General features: G+C 47.2%; 15 protein-coding genes and 1 rRNA gene. 7 read left to right on the plus strand and 9 right to left on the minus strand.

Features of this window, described 5'->3' with window-relative positions; translation table 11 throughout:
- The 4 genes from HGP28_RS15590 to HGP28_RS15605 form a co-directional block, all read right to left on the minus strand.
- Positions 1 to 62 (minus strand): 16S ribosomal RNA (locus HGP28_RS15590); the annotation flags it as partial.
- A 515-nt stretch (positions 63 to 577) separates the two neighbouring features.
- On the minus strand, positions 578 to 1,102 hold the full coding sequence (gene hemG, locus HGP28_RS15595) for a menaquinone-dependent protoporphyrinogen IX dehydrogenase (RefSeq protein WP_168837402.1): 525 nt from the start codon (positions 1,100 to 1,102) through the stop codon (positions 578 to 580).
- A gap of 29 nt (positions 1,103 to 1,131) precedes the next feature.
- A complete protein-coding gene (locus HGP28_RS15600; protein ID WP_168837403.1) occupies positions 1,132 to 2,589 on the minus strand; it encodes a TrkH family potassium uptake protein in 1,458 nt (485 codons plus the stop codon).
- A gap of 36 nt (positions 2,590 to 2,625) precedes the next feature.
- Positions 2,626 to 3,249, minus strand: coding sequence for a YigZ family protein (locus HGP28_RS15605; protein ID WP_168837404.1), 624 nt, complete (start codon positions 3,247 to 3,249; stop codon positions 2,626 to 2,628).
- Positions 3,250 to 3,671: 422 nt separating this feature from the next.
- On the opposite strand from HGP28_RS15605, the gene fadB reads away from it, so the two are divergent.
- The 3 genes from fadB (at position 3,672) to acuI (ending at position 8,224) form a co-directional block, all read left to right on the plus strand.
- On the plus strand, positions 3,672 to 5,840 hold the full coding sequence (gene fadB / locus HGP28_RS15610) for a fatty acid oxidation complex subunit alpha FadB (RefSeq protein ID WP_168837405.1): 2,169 nt from the start codon (positions 3,672 to 3,674) through the stop codon (positions 5,838 to 5,840).
- A gap of 11 nt (positions 5,841 to 5,851) precedes the next feature.
- Positions 5,852 to 7,027 (plus strand): acetyl-CoA C-acyltransferase FadA, encoded by a 1,176-nt coding sequence (fadA, locus tag HGP28_RS15615; RefSeq protein ID WP_168837406.1) that lies wholly within the window; start codon positions 5,852 to 5,854, stop codon positions 7,025 to 7,027.
- A gap of 216 nt (positions 7,028 to 7,243) precedes the next feature.
- The gene (gene acuI, locus HGP28_RS15620) at positions 7,244 to 8,224 is read left to right on the plus strand and encodes an acrylyl-CoA reductase (NADPH) (RefSeq protein ID WP_168837407.1); all 981 of its coding nucleotides are present in this window, start codon (positions 7,244 to 7,246) and stop codon (positions 8,222 to 8,224) included.
- A gap of 203 nt (positions 8,225 to 8,427) precedes the next feature.
- On the opposite strand, the gene HGP28_RS15625 is transcribed toward acuI, so the two are convergent.
- Positions 8,428 to 9,375, minus strand: a complete 948-nt coding sequence (locus HGP28_RS15625) for a LysR family transcriptional regulator (RefSeq protein ID WP_168837408.1) — start codon at positions 9,373 to 9,375, stop codon at positions 8,428 to 8,430.
- Positions 9,376 to 9,751: 376 nt separating this feature from the next.
- On the opposite strand from HGP28_RS15625, the gene tusA reads away from it, so the two are divergent.
- Positions 9,752 to 9,997, plus strand: a complete 246-nt coding sequence (tusA, locus tag HGP28_RS15630) for a sulfurtransferase TusA (RefSeq protein WP_168837409.1) — start codon at positions 9,752 to 9,754, stop codon at positions 9,995 to 9,997.
- 16 nt (positions 9,998 to 10,013) lie between these two features.
- Here the strand turns inward: tusA and HGP28_RS15635 are convergent, their stop codons facing one another.
- Entirely contained in the window at positions 10,014 to 10,277 is a 264-nt protein-coding gene (locus HGP28_RS15635) for a hypothetical protein (protein ID WP_168837410.1), read from the minus strand.
- Positions 10,278 to 10,513: 236 nt separating this feature from the next.
- Positions 10,514 to 11,071 carry a TMEM165/GDT1 family protein gene (locus HGP28_RS15640; protein WP_168837411.1) on the minus strand — a complete coding sequence of 186 codons (558 nt, stop codon included), beginning with the start codon at positions 11,069 to 11,071 and terminating at the stop codon, positions 10,514 to 10,516.
- 449 nt (positions 11,072 to 11,520) lie between these two features.
- On the opposite strand from HGP28_RS15640, the gene glyQ reads away from it, so the two are divergent.
- The 3 genes from glyQ to HGP28_RS15655 all read left to right on the plus strand — a co-directional run bounded on the left by glyQ (position 11,521) and on the right by HGP28_RS15655 (position 15,935).
- Entirely contained in the window at positions 11,521 to 12,441 is a 921-nt protein-coding gene (gene glyQ, locus HGP28_RS15645; protein ID WP_168837412.1) for a glycine--tRNA ligase subunit alpha, read from the plus strand.
- Positions 12,442 to 12,443: 2 nt separating this feature from the next.
- A complete protein-coding gene (gene glyS / locus HGP28_RS15650) occupies positions 12,444 to 14,516 on the plus strand; it encodes a glycine--tRNA ligase subunit beta (protein WP_168837413.1) in 2,073 nt (690 codons plus the stop codon).
- A 162-nt stretch (positions 14,517 to 14,678) separates the two neighbouring features.
- Entirely contained in the window at positions 14,679 to 15,935 is a 1,257-nt protein-coding gene (locus HGP28_RS15655; protein ID WP_168837414.1) for a valine--pyruvate transaminase, read from the plus strand.
- 65 nt (positions 15,936 to 16,000) lie between these two features.
- Here HGP28_RS15655 and HGP28_RS15660 read toward each other — a convergent pair whose 3' ends face one another.
- Together HGP28_RS15660 and gyrB are read right to left on the minus strand one after the other, a co-directional pair.
- Positions 16,001 to 16,441: an Hsp20 family protein gene (locus HGP28_RS15660; protein WP_168837415.1), complete on the minus strand. Its 441-nt coding sequence runs from the start codon at positions 16,439 to 16,441 to the stop codon at positions 16,001 to 16,003.
- 452 nt (positions 16,442 to 16,893) lie between these two features.
- Entirely contained in the window at positions 16,894 to 19,311 is a 2,418-nt protein-coding gene (gene gyrB, locus HGP28_RS15665; protein WP_168837416.1) for a DNA topoisomerase (ATP-hydrolyzing) subunit B, read from the minus strand.
- Positions 19,312 to 19,325 lie beyond the last annotated feature (14 nt).

The following is a 19,325-nucleotide window of genomic DNA, read 5'->3' on the forward strand; positions in this document are numbered from 1 at the left end:
ACTTGCATGTGTTAGGCCTGCCGCCAGCGTTCAATCTGAGCCATGATCAAACTCTTCAATTTAAAGTTTTTTGTGACTCAATGAATACTGATTCTATCTTTCGATAGTGAATTGACTGTGCTCTTATTGGCTTTCACTTTTAAAAAAGTGAAACAAAACAGCTCAAGGCTGATTTCCAACTTGAATTGGTCACTCAGTTCATTGAAATCGAATTTGAAGCCCCTCTTTATATAAGAGAAGTTTCTAATTGGATTATCATCAACGAGTGCCCACACAGATTGATAGGTTTATATTGTTAAAGAGCTTTCGTTCTTCGCTTTACTCAGAACGGACGGCCATTTTAGCGAGTTAAGTTTTCGTGTCAACCACTTTTTTCAAAACTTTTTCAAGCAATTTGCTTGGCTATCTTGGCGACTGTACACTGTTTGAGTTTCTCACTCTTAAGAGCTTTGAACGCTTGCCGTGTCAGTGAGGTGGCATTATAGGGATTGAGATCGTGTTAGCAACCCTTTTTTATACTTTTTTTATATTTTTACCCATTTTGCCTATTTCTCACACCAAACGGCTTAAAAGCACACTATTCACTCCAGCGTTTCGCAAAAATGGCGACTTTTTCCCAGTTAGTGTACTCAACCTCTTTATTGGTGTCTGTCTCTCCCCCTGTCATTGTCATAATGAATTTAATCATCATCTTGTCAAACCAACCATAGCGAGGGTAATACAGCGCCCCAGCAAACACACCAATCATTTTTGGCTGCCACTGAGATTTACTTAAAAAGGTTCGAATATAGGCACTACCTTCTGGTGTATCTTTTCCTTGTGCTTCTTTTCTTGCGGTTAGGTTGACGCAAAAAAAGGCGGCATTCACTTGCGTCAACTCACGATAATAGCGCGCTATGAATTGGTATAGCGCTTTATTAAGATGACCATAACGAATTGATGCGCCCACCAGCACTTTATCGTAGCGTGAAAATTCGACTGTTGGATGCTCATGAAGGTTAAGAATGTCAAAATCATACTCAGGTAATTGTTCCTGAATAAATGCCAATATTTTGCGCGTTTGTCCTTCCCGACTGGAATAGAGACACAGTGCTTTTTTCACTGTTAGTTCCTCAAAGTAAACTACCGATGTTAACTCCGCCAAAACGTTGGCGTGAGCAAAATCAATAACGTGAATATTTCTAAGCGCCCAAAAAGCATTGAAATAATTAAGACCCACTTGGCGGGATCGTTGATTTCGCCAAAATGCAATGAAACCTCCCCTAGACCCGGCCCCAAATTATTCAATGTCGCTGCAACCGCAGAAAAGGCACTCAACTCATCAAGCCCTGTTGCGATAAGCGCCAACATACACACAACAAAAACTAAAGTATAAGCAGAGAAAAACCCCCATACTGCATCAACAACACGTTGCGACAATGCACTCCCACCAATTTTTATCGTGTAAACAGCGCGAGGATGAATCAATCGTTTGAGTTCACGAGCGCCTTGCAATGTCAGCAGTAAAATGCGGATCACTTTCATGCCGCCACCTGTAGATCCTGCGCACCCTCCAATGAACGACGAGAACAACAATAAAACCGGCAAAAAAAGTGGCCAGTCGGAGAAGCCTGTGGTGGTGAACCCAGCTGTCGTTGAAATCGATACAGTTTGAAATAGCGCTTGGTCAAACGCATCGTAAACACTGTCATAAGTGTGGTGCTCAAGCAGCATGAGAAAACAAATTAAAAACAGCAATGCTTGAATCGCAAAAAACGCCCGAAATTCAGGATCTCGCCAATAATATTTAGGATGTACTCCACCAGATGCAAACGCCGCAAAATGCAGCGAGTAATTGCAGGCTGAAATGAGCAAAAAGACCACAGTGATCATGTTAATTGCATAGCTATCAAAGTGCCCAATACTCGCGTCATATGTGGAAAAGCCACCGATAGCAATGGTGGAAAAACTATGGCCAATCGCATCAAATGGTGTCATTCCTGCTAGCCAAAAAGCCAAAGCGCATGCAATGGTGAGACTTAAATAGATATACCACAGTGCTTTCGCTGTCTCGGCAATTCTCGGCGTCATCTTGGAGTCTTTCACCGGTCCAGGGATTTCTGCGCGATAAAGCTGCATACCACCAATCCCAAGGATCGGCAAAATGGCCACTGCAAGCACAATGATCCCCATTCCACCAAACCATTGCAGTAGCTGGCGATAAAATAAGATCGCTTTAGGCAGATCATCCAATCCGACAATGACTGTAGCGCCAGTGGTGGTTAATGCTGAAAATGACTCAAAAAAAGAATCGGTGATTGACAGTCCCGGATACGTTGAGAGCAAAAAAGGCAGAGCGCCCGCACTGCCCAATACAGTCCAAAACAGCACGACGATCAGGAAACCATCACGAGACTTTAATTCATGTCGATGATGACGATTAGGGAACCAACAAATGGCGCCACACAGCAAAAGAAAAAAGAATGTGAGAACAAAAGGCACACCCGCACCGTCGCGATAAATCAACGCAACCAACGCAGGCGCCAGCATAGTGACACTAAACAGAGCGAGCAAAAGCCCAACGATTCGAATTATGGAGCGAAATTGCATGAATAAATAGGCACAAAGTTAACTAGGGGCATAACGTTAAATTTCCTTTAACGACTCAACGGTGACTCTCGCACCACTTTTATTAATGATTGCTTGAGTAAACTCATCGACGCAACGTGCATCAATATCAACAATAATGTCGACTATATCACTGTAATGAGCCATATTTTCTTTTACCTCGAGCTGACTCATGAGTGATTGAACTAGCGGCATAAAACTGTATTCAAAACGCAGTCTTAATGACGAAGTAATGATTTTCTCTACTGTCACCAACTGCTTTAATGCGTGTTGCACGCCACCGCCATACGCTTTAACCAATCCGCCTGTGCCTAAACGAATACCGCCATAGTATCGTGTTACCACAGCCGTAATTTCCCCCACACCCGAACCGGTCAACTGAGCCAAAATAGGCTTCCCAGCCGTACCAGATGGTTCACCATCGTCGCTAAACCCCCAGAGCATTGAATCGGTAGGTCGCCCAGCGACAAAAGCCCAGCAGTTATGCCTAGCGTCCTGATGTTTCATTTTGATCTGCTCAACAAATGCTTTAGCGCTTTCAATTGAAGGCGTATGAGCCAAATAAGTGATGAAATGGCTTTTTTTTATCTCTTCTTCATAAATAGCCGGTTGCTTAGGGATCAAATAAGGTGATGGATTCATGGGCTGGATAGTTAAGAGTGATGCGGCAGTGTAACACGAGAGTGTCGAATGCAGAATAACCACCCCATTCGAAGCCAAAAGTCGTTAACCCAACCACAATGTTAAATAAATGTTGCTCCGGTGTATTGAAAAAGCTGATTTATACGTCCAGACTATTTTCACTGGTCTAACCAGAGTATTTCATCCAGTAACGTACATAGTTAAAAAGAAGGTATGCCCAAATCACTTGAAGATATACCCAAACAACAAATGCTCAAAGCTTTCGACAACACCTTGCTTTGTGTAAAGATTGTTGTGCGCTCTTTGCTTGGTTAACAAACTGTTTTGTTAATAAAAAGTACTAAAACTTCAAGTAAGACAGGGATAGAGCGCAATGGAACCCTATGCGCTCGCCAACACCCATTGGGTTATGGAGAACGACAATGATTTATCAAACCCCCACCCTACAGTTAAAATGGCTTGACCCTGGCATCGCCGAATTGCAGTTTTGCTCACCTAACGGCATAAACAAACTTGATTTAGCCACGCTCAACGCACTGAGCGAAGCCCTCGATAAGCTCAGTACTCTGACTGAACTCAAAGGGCTAATACTGACTAGCGAACACGACAATTTCATTGTTGGCGCAGATATTACTGAGTTTCTAGGTTTATTTGCCAAACCAAAAGAAGAGCTGATGAGTTGGCTCAAATACGCCAATGCCATTTTTTGCAAGCTAGAACAGTTACCCATTCCAACCATTTCGGCCTTGCGGGGTTATGTGCTCGGCGGTGGCTGTGAGTGTGTACTTGCCACTGATTTTCGTGTCGCCGACACCAGCGTCAGCATCGGATTACCAGAAGTAAAACTTGGCATCATGCCTGGGTTTGGTGGCTGCGTACGATTACCGCGACTTATTGGCGCAGACAGTGCAATGGAAATCATCACTCAAGGTAAAGCCTGTTCTGCTGATGAGGCGCAGCGTGTTGGGTTAATTGATGCTGTGGTGCATTCAGAGGCATTAATCACCAGTGCATTAGGCACACTCAAGCTCGCCATTGAAGAGAAAGTCAATTGGCGCGCGAGTCGTCGTCAGAAACTCGGAAAACTGACACTGAGTGCTCTCGAAGCCAGCATGAGCTTTACAACAGCAAAAGCCCTCGTTGCTCAAAAAGCAGGCCCTCACTATCCCGCACCAATGCAAGCCGTACTGGCTATCGAAGCGGCGGCAAATTGTACCCGCGATGATGCGCTAACTATTGAGAGTGAGCATTTTATTACACTCGCACAATCATCGGAAGCGAGTGCTTTAGTCGGGCTTTTCCTCAATGACCAATACATCAAAGGGCTTGCCAAACAGGCTCAAAAAAACGCGCCAACAACCCATCGCGCTGCCGTCGTTGGAGCCGGCATCATGGGAGGCGGCATTGCCTACCAGTCCGCACTTAAAGGCGTTGCTGTCACGTTAAAAGATATTGCACCAGAAGCACTAGAATTGGGAATGAACGAGGCGGCGAAACTATTAAATAAACGTCTCGAGCGAGGCAAAATTGATGGCTTATCCATGGCCAAAATTCTAACCTCAATCACGCCAACTTTGTATTACCAAGGCATTGAGAATGTCGATGTCGTCGTTGAGGCTGTGGTCGAGAACCCCAAAATAAAATCAACCGTGCTGGCTGAAATCGAACAACAAGTACCTGATACCACTATTATCACGTCAAATACTTCGACAATTCCAATCAATCATCTTGCAAAATCTCTCGCCAACCCACAACGATTTTGCGGCATGCACTTTTTTAACCCGGTTCATCGCATGCCACTGGTCGAAATCATTCGCGGTGAATATACCGACGACAACACAATAGAGCGCGTTGTCGCCTATGCGGCAAAAATGGGCAAATCACCTATTGTTGTGAACGACTGCCCCGGATTTTTTGTCAACCGCGTGCTCTTTCCCTACTTCGCCGCGTTCAGCCAGTTGATGCGCGATGGAGCCGATTTTGCTCAAGTCGATCGCGTGATGGAAAAGCAGTTTGGTTGGCCAATGGGCCCTGCGTATCTACTCGATGTGGTTGGCATTGATACGGCTCATCATGCACAAGCTGTGATGGCGCAGGGTTACCCTGAACGCATGAGCCATGATCAGAACGATGTTATTCACGCACTGTTTAACGCCAAACGCTTTGGTCAAAAATCTGGGGCCGGTTTCTATCAATACCAGACCGACAAAAAAGGCAAACCGAAAAAGTCACTCGATCCAAGCGTTCACTCACTGTTAACCCCAATCTGTCAATCCCATCAAGACTTTTCAGATCAAACCATTATTGAGCGCATGATGATCCCAATGCTCAACGAGGTCATCTTATGCCTAGAGGAGAAGATTATCGCGTCGCCCGCCGAAGCGGATATGGCACTAGTGTATGGTTTAGGCTTCCCCGCTTACCAAGGCGGCGCGTTTCGTTATCTCGATAAATTGGGCCTTTCCGCCTATATCGAAATGGCACAAAACCACCGAGATCTTGGCGCACTTTATCAACTGCCATCACTCATTATTGAAAAAGCGCAGCAAGGCGAGACATTTTATGCCGCGCAGCAACACAGTTCACTGTAAAGGAGTGCACCATGAACCACGTTGTGATTGTCGATTGTGTTCGTACCCCAATGGGCCGTTCAAAAGGCGGCGCGTTTCGCCATACTCGCGCCGAAGATCTCTCCGCACATTTAATGCAAAGCATACTTACGCGTAACCCTCAAGTGAACCCAAATGAGATTGAAGACATTTATTGGGGCTGCGTACAACAGACCTTAGAGCAAGGGTTTAACATTGCTCGTAACGCCGCGTTGCTGGCCGGTTTACCAATAGGTATTGGTGCCGTAACGGTCAATCGACTGTGCGGCTCCTCGATGCAAGCGCTGCACGATGCGACTCGCGCGATTATGACAGGAGATGCGCAAATTTGTCTGGTTGGGGGTGTTGAGCATATGGGCCACGTTCCGATGACGCATGGCGTCGACTTTCATCCCGGCTTATCCAAACATGTGGCGAAAGCGGCTGGAATGATGGGATTAACAGCAGAGATGTTAGCGAAGTTGCACCACGTCTCTCGCGAACGTCAAGATGCCTTTGCTGCACGTTCGCATGCGAGGGCGCATACCGCCACCCTTGAAGGCTATTTCGCTAACGAAATTGTTGCCACGCCCGGTCATCAAAGTGACGGTTCGCTTTTTGTTCTCGAACACGATGAAGTGATTCGTCCCGAAACCACAATCGAGACCTTAGCCACTTTGCGTCCGGTTTTTGACCCAATGACAGGCAGTGTGACCGCAGGCTCGTCATCAGCCCTCTCCGATGGCGCATCCGCTATGCTTCTCATGAGTGAGAACAAAGCCAAACAACTCAACCTGCCCATTCGTGCGCGGGTAAAATCTATGGCTATCGCAGGCTGCGATCCGGCAATCATGGGATATGGGCCAGTACCGGCAACCCAAAAAGCGTTACAGCGAGCCAAACTTACCATCGATGACATGGAGGCGATTGAGCTCAATGAAGCGTTTGCCGCTCAAGCGCTACCCTGTATTCAGGACTTAGGACTTAGCGATGTAATGGAAGAAAAAGTGAACCTTAACGGTGGCGCTATCGCGCTTGGCCACCCACTAGGCTGTTCGGGCACGCGCATCTCTACCACGCTGATTAACATCATGGAGCGAAAAAATGCCCGCTATGGCCTCGCGGCAATGTGCATCGGGTTAGGTCAAGGGATCGCGACTGTGTTTGAACGCTCAGTCAATGGTGAATAAACCTCGTTAAACAGACAAAACTGATAACGTAAAATCGCAAGGGTAGCGTCACTACCTTTGCGATTCACCACCACAGCTTGCATTTGACGCATCACAATCCTACAAGCTATGCGTTAAACGCATCATTAACATGATAAAGTTTCATTTTTTTCATTCACAACAAGCCACTACACTTAGTCAAAAATAAATTCAGCACTGCATTTGTGGAGATAACCCATGTTCCAAGCTCTGATCCTTAATCAAGAAGATAACCGTACCACAGCGCGCATTGAACACATTGATGAAACCCAACTTCCCGCGGGAGATGTGCTCATTGATGTCGACTACTCATCACTAAACTATAAAGATGGGTTAGCAATTACCGGCAAAGGAAAGATCATTCGCGAATTTCCAATGGTGCCGGGGATTGACCTTGCGGGTACCGTGATCCGCTCTGATGATCCACGCTATCAAACTGGCGATGCTGTCGTACTGACCGGATGGGGTGTAGGAGAAAACCACTGGGGCGGCATGGCACAACGTGCTCAACTTAAAGCCGATTGGCTAGTGCCACTGCCTAAAGGCATTGATAGCAAAAAAGCCATGATGGTTGGAACCGCAGGTTTAACCGCCATGCTCTGCGTTCAAGCCTTACTCGATGCAGGGCTGACACCACAATCTGGTGAGATTTTAGTCACAGGAGCAAGCGGTGGTGTTGGCTCTGTCGCCGTCACTTTATTGCACTCGCTCGGGTTTAACGTTGCAGCGGTTACCGGTCGAGTAGAAGAGAACGGGCCACTGCTTGAAAAACTGGGTGCGAGCCGCATTATTGAACGCAGCGAACTGGAAGCTCCGGCTCGTCCGCTTGAAAAACAGCTATGGGCTGGCGCTATCGATACCGTTGGCAGTAAGGTCTTAGCAAAAGTATTAGCGCAGATGGACTACAACGGCGCTGTTGCCGCTTGTGGTTTGGCTGGAGGTTTTGACCTGCCAACCACGGTAATGCCGTTTATTTTGCGCAATGTCCGCTTACAAGGTGTTGACTCTGTTATGTGCCCAATTGAGAAACGCATTGCCGCATGGGATCGTTTAATTGAGTTACTGCCAGAACATTACTTTGACCAAGCGTGTACCGAGGTCACATTAGAGCAAGCGCCACAATACGCCGAAGCAATCACCCGCGGTCAAGTGACTGGACGTGTCGTGATAAAACTCTAATATTCCCGCTAAGTTAATCTCACACGAGAACAGATGAAAAAGGAGCGGTAAAAATCGCTCCTTTTTATACCCGTCCCACTTGAAGTTGCAGCGCTTTTCTTTGAAAAACTAAGGGCTATAGCCAGTCTATGTTCACAAAGTGCTCAGCGGCTTTGCTCGTTTGCCGCCTATCGGCATCTTCACGTTGTTTGGGTATATGTATGTTACTCCGCGCTCAAGCCCATATCTTCAATTCGTTTCGCAATTAAACGACTGCACTCTTCGCGCACCACAGAGCGAAGCCACTCCTGCGCCGGTGAGTGTTCACAGCGAGCATGCCAAATCATCGAATAATCAAACGGCGTGAACTGAAACGGCAACGGCTTCACCACCAAATCAAACCGCTCTGCTACCAGATAGGCCAAGTCTGCTGGCACCGTAATAATAATCGGCAACATATCTACAATCGCCAGCGCCGCTTCTAAATGATAGGCCCGCAGCACCATTCGTCTTGACGGCTTATCGACCAAAGCTTGCTCAATTAATGCCTTCACACCATCGCTTATCGCAATCATGGCATGTGGATAATGGAGGTAATCATGCAGACGCATTTGCTGATCTGCCAGTGGGTGTTGCTTGGAGACCATACATAACACGCCAACACGGCCTAAGATTTCGCTACGCAATGGCTCAACGGGCCCTGTCGGACGACAAATCGCCAGATCGGCATTTTCATAGGTGAGCTGGTCGGCTAAGCGGTCATGTTGCAAAGGCAAAAAGTTAAATGAGACATTGGGCGCTTCCTGATAAATACGCGGTAAAGCAAAGGGCAAAATAGTCTGCATTGCGTAGTCGGTGGTCGCTATCGTAAACGTTTGAGAGCACGCTTTAGGGTCAAATTCGAGCGGTGACAAAATTTGGCGTAATGATTCTAAAGGCTCATTGAGCGCGCGATCAAACTCGCGTGCTTTTTCTGTGGGGATCAGCCGCTGCCCCTGACGCGTAAAAAGTGGATCGTTCAATAATTGGCGCAAACGCCCCAATACTCGGCTCATCGCCGATTGGCTCAAATTCAAACGATGCGCCGCCTTGCTGACGCTGCGTTCTTCAATTAATACCCGTAAGGCCACCAGCAGGTTCAAATCTCGACGATAAACTTCTTCCAGCTCCATGACTCTCACTCTTTTGATTGGACTGATAAGTGCAAGATGCCCCAAGCTCTGCAGGAGCGCAAGCATGACTCAAAACGAAATCGATGAAACGGCAATATAACCATTCTACGTGAAATAAGCGCAAAAAAATCCCGCCTTTCGGCGGGGAAGCCCAAGAAAATGGGGATAGTGTCGGAATGAAGTGTCTTGAAGAAACTGTCGATAACCGGTCTCATCATCAGCCAAGGCGGCAATCATAATTGCCAGCTTGACTTTAATTTGAATTGTTACCAAGTTGTTAATTAAAAGTAAAACATTTTACTCTTCTTGCCAAGAGGATATTGCATATTTTTTCCACGACCTTAAAATTTGCCGCGAATGACCAAGAGATGAACCGATGACTTTAGATATCAATCAAGTGACTCAGACCTTAGACGCGCAGGGATTACGCTGTCCAGAGCCCGTAATGATGGTCAGGAAGACAATTCGAATGATGAAAGAGGGAGAGACGCTGTTAGTGCTTGCAGATGATCCATCAACGACGCGAGATATTCCAAGCTTTTGTCGTTTTATGGATCACCAGCTTATGGCATCGCAAATTGAAACCTTGCCCTACCAATATGTGATTAAGAAAGGGCTTTAGCCCAATACCGTGAGGCTTACTGACGGTCGTATTCTATGCTACGAACTTCAGCTTCCAATTTTTTCAATTGCTGCCGCATTGCGCGCATTTCATCATGCATCGGCATAATGTGCGCAACTCGAATCCAAGCTTCAACAGAGAGTCCGGTCAGAACAATCGCACCGGCTACCATTGGCAACCACATGTCGGTTAGCATCATACCCAAAAAGGTCAGAGCCAACCCAAAGGTAAACAGATAACTCTGACTTTTGGCACTCATACCCATATAACGTGTTAGCATGGTACGTATCCTCTTGGTGTTTATACTTAAGCAACCGCAAGATATGAGGCAACTTAAGCGCATTAACCAACGCTAGCATGTCGCTGGCAACACAAATAGGTCAGCGCTCACGTCAGCGACAAAATAGTTGCGCTCTTTGACGGCGAGCACATTTGTCTAAGCAACGTAAATCGCGCCTGTTCCAAGGGTAGAGGGTGAATAGCGCTCGAGCAACTTTCACTCATGCTCGACGTTTTCTAAAGCCAGCCCGCCGCGCCTATCGCTAAGCCCGCAAACAGCAAAGCAGTGATTTTACGAATCCATCCCAAAGGCAATTTATCTGCCGATAATTTGCCCACTAACACCACAGGAACATTGGCAATTAACATGCCCACCGTGGTTCCGAGTATCACTAGCGTCAGCGCTTGTGCGTGCTGCGCGCCCAATATGGAGGTCGCAATTTGAGTTTTATCGCCAATTTCAGCGACAAAGAATGCAATAAAGCTGGCCACAAAAGGACCGCGATTCGAGATAGATTCGTTCTCGTCCAGTTTATCGGGGATCAATACCCACGCTGCCATCGCAGCAAAACTGACGACAACAGCCCATTTTAACACTTCGGGCGACAACCAATCTGCCACCACCACACCGAGCCATGCTGCCAATGCGTGGTTTGCCACAGTGGCAAAAAAAATCGCGGCAATGATCGGTAATGGCTTACGATAACGGCTGGCTAACAGCAGTGAAAGAAGTTGAGTTTTATCACCAATTTCGGCTAAAGCAACAGTGGTAATTGAAATGGCTAACACGCTCACGAAAGGCTCACAACGGACGGAGAAATCATCAATTTATTGCTGTATAACTGCCGCCACTTTCAGCCAAACAACATTGAAAAGCGGCGCTATTTTATTCACCTAATCCTCGAATCACAAGCTCAGACCCACTTTGTGCCTTTATTTATACTCAAACCACTTGAAGAAGCGGGTCGGCGGCAAACGAGTAAAGCCTCTGAGCATAGATGGGCTTAGTGATGAGGTTCGTGAGAGCCAGCCAACAACACTGCAGCTTTGAGTAGAACGGGGATAACACGAAATTTGCTAAAAAGCCGGATGATTATTCAACATTAGCGCTACTCCCTTAGGTAATATCTGGGTATACTTAAACGTTATTTTCACTCACATTTAGTCACTCTTTGTGCCCGATTGGCCACGTTCTCGTGTCTTAATCCATCACAATGAGCACAACCGCGCGAACCTGACACATTATGCAAAAATTCGATATCAAAACCTTTCAGGGTATGATCCTCGCGCTGCAGGATTATTGGGCCCAACAAGGCTGTACCATTGTTCAACCTCTCGATATGGAAGTCGGCGCTGGGACATCTCACCCAATGACTTGCTTGCGAGCACTTGGCCCAGAGCCAATGTCGACCGCGTACGTACAACCGTCTCGTCGTCCAACCGATGGCCGTTATGGTGAGAACCCAAACCGCCTGCAACACTACTACCAATTCCAAGTGGCGTTAAAACCTTCTCCGGACAACATTCAAGAGTTGTATTTAGGTTCGCTGGAAGTGCTTGGTGTTGACCCACTGGTGCATGATATTCGCTTCGTTGAAGACAACTGGGAAAACCCAACGCTTGGCGCATGGGGTTTAGGTTGGGAAGTGTGGCTGAACGGTATGGAAGTGACCCAGTTTACTTACTTCCAGCAAGTCGGTGGCCTTGAATGTAAGCCAGTGACCGGTGAAATCACTTACGGTATCGAACGTCTTGCAATGTACATTCAAGAAGTGGATTCGGTGTATGACTTGGTGTGGAACATTGCACCAGACGGTCGCAAAGTCACTTATGGCGACATCTTCCACCAAAACGAGGTGGAACAATCGACCTACAACTTTGAATACGCAGATGTCGATTTCCTATTCGTTTTCTTTGACCAATGTGAAAAAGAGTGTCAGACGCTATTAGCACTTGAAAAGCCACTGCCTCTTCCGGCTTATGAGCGCATTCTAAAAGCGGCACACGCCTTCAACTTGCTTGATGCGCGCAAAGCCATCTCGGTGACAGAGCGCCAGCGCTACATCCTACGCATTCGTAACCTGACCAAGTCAGTAGCAGAAGCGTATTACGCATCACGTGAAGCCCTTGGTTTCCCGATGTGCCAAAAGGATGAGGAGAAATAAAGATGGCCAAAGAATTTTTAATTGAACTGGGCACAGAAGAGCTACCACCAACTCAGTTACGCACCCTGGCTGAAGCGTTTGCTCGTAATTTTGAAAATGAATTAAACAGCGCTGAACTCACGCATCAAGGCGTCACTTGGTACGCATCGCCTCGCCGCTTAGCCTTAAAAGTGGCATCACTTGCCGAGCAACAAGCCGACAAACTGGTTGAAAAGCGTGGCCCGGCCATTGCGGGCGCTTTTGACGCAGACGGCAACCCGACCAAAGCCGCTGAGGGCTGGGCTCGTGGTTGCGGCATCACGGTGGACCAAGCTGAGCGCATGATCACAGATAAGGGCGAGTGGTTACTGTTCAAACAGCAAGTCAAAGGACAAGCCACTGCGGCGATTATTACTGAATTGGCAGCCAAAGCACTTGCTGGCTTACCAATCGCCAAACCGATGCGTTGGGGCAACAAAACCACGCAATTCATTCGTCCAGTCAAAACCCTCACCATGCTGATGGGATCGGACCTAATTGAAGGTGAGATCTTAGGCGTTCACTCAACTCGCACGATTCGTGGCCACCGCTTTATGGGTGAACGTGAATTCACGATTGACTCAGCCGATCAATACCCGGCTATTTTGCTCGAGCGTGGCAAAGTAATGGCAGATTATGAGGCCCGTAAAGCGATCATCCTTGCCGATGCGCAAAAAGCGGCCGAAGCCATTGGTGGTATCGCAGATCTGGATGACGATTTAGTTGAAGAAGTGACCTCTTTGGTTGAATGGCCCGTCGTGCTTACTGCAACCTTTGAAGAGTCGTTTTTGAAGGTGCCAGCAGAAGCTCTGGTTCACACGATGAAGGGCGATCAAAAATACTTCCCTATCTATGCGTACGGTGAAGACAAAAAACTGCTACCAAACTTTATCTTTGTTTCCAACATTGAATCAAAAGAACCTCGCTACGTTATTGAAGGTAACGAAAAAGTGGTGCGCCCTCGCCTTGCCGACGCAGAGTTTTTCTTCAATACCGACCGCAAGAGCAAGTTGATTGACCGTCTGCCATTATTGGAAAACGCTATTTTCCAAAAACAACTGGGTACGATTAAAGATAAAACCGACCGCATTACTGAGCTTGCGGGCTATATTGCTGAGCAAATTGGCGCGGATGTTGAAAAGTCACAACGTGCGGGTTTACTCGCCAAGTGCGATCTAATGACCTCGATGGTGTTTGAGTTTACCGAAACCCAAGGCGTGATGGGCATGCACTATGCACGTCATGATGGCGAAGCAGAAGAGGTTGCGGTCGCACTCAACGAGCAATACATGCCTCGTTTCGCTGGCGATGAACTGCCTTCTAACGGCGTCTCTGCTGCTGTCGCGATGGCAGATAAGCTAGACACTATCGTCGGTATCTTTGGTATTGGTCAGGCGCCAAAAGGCTCCGATCCATTTGCATTGCGCCGCGCCTCTCTGGGTGTGCTGCGCATTATTGTTGAATATGGTTACAACCTCGATCTTGTCGACCTTGTGGCAAAAGCAAAATCGCTCTTTGGCGCTCGTCTCACTAACGATAACGTTGAACAAGACGTGATTGAGTTCATGTTAGGGCGTTTCCGCGCTTGGTACCAAGATGAAGGCTTTAGCGTTGATACAATTCAAGCCGTATTGGCTCGCCACCCAACCAAGCCTGCAGATTTCGATCAACGCGTTAAAGCGGTTTCACACTTCCGCGAACTCGACGCAGCAGAAGCGCTGGCCGCGGCGAATAAACGTGTTGGTAACATTCTTGCGAAATTTGAAGGTCAGTTAGCCAGTGACGTTAACTTAGCGCTACTGCAAGAAGACGCTGAAAAAGCATTGGCTCAAGATGTCGCCGTCATGAGCGAAGCACTCGAGCCCGCCTTCAGTACTGGCAATTATCAAGACGCGTTAAACCAGTTAGCCAATCTGCGTGAACCGGTCGATGCTTTCTTTGATAATGTCATGGTGATGGCGGATGATGAGGCGCTGAAAATCAACCGACTCACGCTACTCAATGATTTACGCAATCTTTTCTTGCAGATAGCGGATATCTCATTACTGCAAAAATAAGACCGCGCTAGCATTACGTTAGCCGGGATAAAACCCAGTGTTATTACACTGGGTTTTTTATTCCAACCTTGAACAGTAATTACTCAAAGAGATGACTTTTTTGTCATAAAACCACCGTTTATACTAGCTCAACCCTCAGCGCTCTTGGAGCAGGAAACCCAAATGCCGTTCTCTACCTTTGGCGAAAAATTTAATCAATATTCAGGCATCACCCAGTTAATGGATGACTTAAATGATGGCCTACGCACCCCTGGCGCAATCATGCTCGGTGGTGGAAACCCCGCTGCAATTCCAGAAATGGTCGACTATTTTCAAAAAGCCAGCGAAACCCTTCTCGCCAATGGTGAATGGATCGCCGCGCTTACCAACTACGATGGTCCACAGGGTAAAGACACCTTCATAAAAGCCCTTGTTTCACTTTTTCGTGATACCTATGGCTGGAACATTAGTGAGAAAAACATCAGCCTGACGAACGGCAGCCAAAGTGGCTTTTTTTATCTGTTTAATCTCTTTGCGGGTCGTCAGCCCGATGGGACTCACAAGAAAATCTTACTGCCACTGGCACCTGAGTACATTGGTTATGCGGATGCAGGTATTGATGAGAATATTTTTGTCTCTTACCGACCCGAAATTGCGCTACTTGAAGAGCGTCAATTCAAATATCATGTCGATTTTGAATCCTTAACCATCGATGATTCGATTGCCGCCATTTGCGCTTCACGGCCAACCAATCCAACCGGTAACGTATTAACCGACGATGAGATCAAAAAACTGGATGCACTCGCGCGCCAACACAAGATCCCACTCATTATCGATAATGCTTACGGTCTACCGTTTCCAAATATCGTTTTTGCGGATGTAAAACCGTTTTGGAATGAGAACACGATTTTATGCATGAGTCTGTCTAAGTTAGGCTTACCCGGCGTTCGTTGCGGCATTGTTATTGCGAACGAAGCGGTCACAGAAGCACTCAGCAATATGAATGGTATTGTCAGCCTAGCACCGGGAAGTGTCGGCCCTGCCCTTGCTCAGCACATGATTGAGCAAGGTGATATTTTGCCATTAAGCCAAACGGTGATCCGCCCGTTTTATCAGCAAAAGGCACAACAAGCGGTGACCTGGCTACAACAAGCGATCCCAGATCCGCGCTTTCGCATTCACAAACCTGAAGGTGCGATTTTTCTCTGGCTATGGTTTGATGCCCTACCGATCACAACGATGGAGTTGTATCGCCGACTCAAAGCGCGTGGTGTCTTAATCGTACCCGGTGAATATTTCTTTATCGGCCAAGAAGAAAGTGACTCATGGCCTCATACTCAGCAGTGCGTTCGAATGAATTACGTTCAAAGCGATGAGATGATGCAACAAGGCATAGCCGCTATCGCTGAAGAAGTGACGAAAGCGTATCAGGAAGGCTAATTCGCCTTTATTACAGACAATAAAAAAGAGCGCATCCGCGCTCTTTTCACTCATACCATCATAGCTTACTCTTGGCCTTCAATCAGCTTGCTCTCACCAATTGAAATTTTACGTGGCTGCATCGCCTCGGGAATTTCTCTTTCCAAGTCAACGTGAAGCAAACCATTTTCCATGGTGGCACCAATCACTTTGACGTAATCGGCCAATTGGAATTTGCGTTCAAAATTACGCTCGGCAATACCTTGGTAAATGTAATTTTTACCCTCTTCCGCTGGGCGTTCACCTTTGACAATCAGCATGTTTTCATTCTGAGTTAAATCCAACTGCTCTTGAGCAAAACCAGCAACGGCCATTGTAATACGGTAGTAGTTATCACCACGTTGTTCGATATTGTAAGGAGGGTAGCCACCAGAGCTATTTTTTACATTACCCGCCTCCATCAAATTGAATAGGCGGTCAAAACCAATCGCGTGGCGGTATAGGGGAGTGAAATCAACATTACGCATAATAATATCCTCATAAAGCAATAGTGCTTACCCAGTAATGGTTGGGTTAAGCGCATCACAGGCCATTCGTTTCGAGCAATAAGCCCAGACATGGCGTGATGGTTTGAACAAAGTATCTGCATCGTCTTCCTCTCATGAGCGAAGCGTTGCCGACGGTCGCGAGGCCCAACTGTGGCGTCCTCGTTACTTACGATATAAGGTCTATTAGGGTGTTTTCAAGAGGTGAACATCAATTATTTTTCATCTCATTGATTTTTAGTTGATTAAATTTCAAGCAGCACCAGATACAACAAAGCACCGCCAATGGCAGTGCTTATTATTACGTCCTTTAGGGATTAGATTCGTTTTATCGACGCGGGATGTGCTGAGTTCTAGGAGAAAGCGCACAGCATACAAGTGTATGTGAGCACTTTCGATACCGAAATCAGCGCATCCAGCAAAGAAAAAACAATCTAAACGTCTAGGTTCGCCACCTTGAGTGCATTTTCTTCGATGAAGTTACGACGCGGCTCAACCTGATCGCCCATCAATGTCGTGAACAATTGATCAGCACCAACCGCATCTTCAATCGTCACTTGCATCATACGACGGGTTTCAGGATCCATCGTGGTTTCCCAAAGCTGGTCTGGGTTCATCTCACCCAGACCTTTGTAGCGCTGTAGGCTAAGGCCACGACGAGATTCTTTGATAAGCCACTCTAGTGCCTCAACAAAGCTCACTACAGGCTGAGTACGCTCACCACGTTTAATGTACGCGCCCTCTTCAATCAAACCGTTCAATGCTTCCGAAAGCTCGGCTAACTTACCGTACTCTTTCGAGCCAAGTAGATCGGTTTTCAATCGATATTCATGCGTCACACCATGAGTGCGTACGATGATTTTCGGTAAGTAAGCACCGATTTCTTGGTTGTGCTCAATCTCGAAGTTGTAGTGGCTTGCGCCCACTTCTTTGCTGTTTAACTGCTCAACCAGATTCTGAGTCCATGCTTCAACCGCTTGCGCGTCTTGGCACTGCTCTACCGTTAGACGTGGTACGTAGATGAACTCATGTACTAACGCACGTGGGTAACGGCGGCTCATGCGATCCACCAGCTTAATACCCGCGTTGTATTGTTGAACCAATTTCTCTAGCGCTTCACCGCCGAGAGCTGGCGCGTCTGCGTTCACGTGCAGCGCGGCGTTATCCAGTGCCAAAGCCACTTGATATTGGCTCATCGCTTCTTCATCTTTGATGTACTGCTCTTGTTTGCCTTTTTTCACTTTGTACAGTGGTGGCTGAGCGATGTACACATAGCCACGCTCAATGAGCTCAGGCATTTGACGGTAGAAGAAGGTTAACAGCAGTGTACGAATGTGCGAGCCATCGACGTCCGCATCGGTCATGATAATGATGTTATGGTAACGCAGTTTGTCTGGGTTGTACTCATCACGACCAATACCACAACCCAGCGCGGTGATAAGCGTTGCCACTTCTTGCGAAGAAAGCATTTTATCAAAACGCGCTTTTTCTACGTTTAGGATCTTACCTTTGAGTGGCAAAATCGCTTGGTTCTTACGGTTACGCCCCTGCTTCGCACTGCCGCCTGCAGAGTCACCCTCCACTATGTACAGTTCAGAGAGTGCCGGATCTTTTTCCTGACAGTCTGCAAGTTTACCTGGAAGGCCAGCCAAATCGAGCGCGCCTTTACGACGAGTCATCTCACGCGCTTTACGAGCCGCTTCGCGCGCGCGCGCGGCATCAATAATTTTTGAACACACCATTTTCGCTTCGCTTGGATGCTCTGCAAGAAAGTCGTTCAATTTATCCGCCATCGCCGATTCGACCGCCGACTTCACTTCTGAAGATACGAGCTTGTCTTTGGTTTGGCTTGAGAATTTCGGATCTGGCACTTTAACGGATACTACCGCCGTCAAACCTTCACGCGCGTCATCACCTGAGGTCGCGGTTTTGGCTTTCTTCGAATAGCCTTCTTTGTCCATGTAGGTGTTTAGCGTACGCGTCAATGCCGCGCGGAAACCAGCAAGGTGAGTACCCCCATCGCGCTGCGGAATGTTGTTGGTAAAACAGTAGATGTTCTCTTGGAAACCATCGTTCCACTGCATTGCCACTTCGACCGCAATGCCATCTTCACGTTCAAAGTTAAAGTGGAACACTTTGTCATGAATTGGGGTTTTGTTGGTATTCAAGTGCTCAACAAAGGCTTTAATGCCACCTTCGTACATGAAATGATCGTGTTTATCTTCTTCACGCTCATCATTTAAGCGAATCGACACGCCAGAATTTAGGAACGACAGCTCACGCAGACGTTTCGCTAAAATATCGTAATGGAATTCAACATTAGAAAATGTTTGATCGCTTGGCCAAAAACGAATCGTCGTACCGGTACGGTCGGTGTCGCCAATCACAGCAAGCGGCGCATCCGGCACGCCATGACGGTAAATTTGCTGGTGGATTTTGCCACCACGATAGATAGTCAGCTCAACCTTTTCAGATAGCGCGTTAACCACAGACACACCCACACCGTGCAAACCACCTGACACCTTATAGGAGTTGTCATCGAATTTACCACCGGCGTGCAACACGGTCATGATCACTTCCGCGGCAGACACTTTTTCTTCTGGGTGCAACTCGGTCGGAATACCGCGGCCGTCATCAGACACAGAGACAGAGTTATCTTCGTGAATGGTAACAACGATGTCCTTACAGTGGCCTGCTAACGCTTCATCAATCGAGTTATCCACCACCTCGAAAACCATGTGGTGTAGACCGGTGCCATCATCGGTGTCGCCGATGTACATCCCTGGGCGCTTACGTACTGCATCCAGACCCTTAAGTACCTTAATACTCGATGAATCGTAATTTTCAGACATGAGTTATCTTCCAC

Origin of the sequence: Vibrio agarilyticus (genome assembly GCF_012641465.1) — a bacterium.
GTDB lineage: Bacteria > Pseudomonadota > Gammaproteobacteria > Enterobacterales > Vibrionaceae > Vibrio > Vibrio agarilyticus.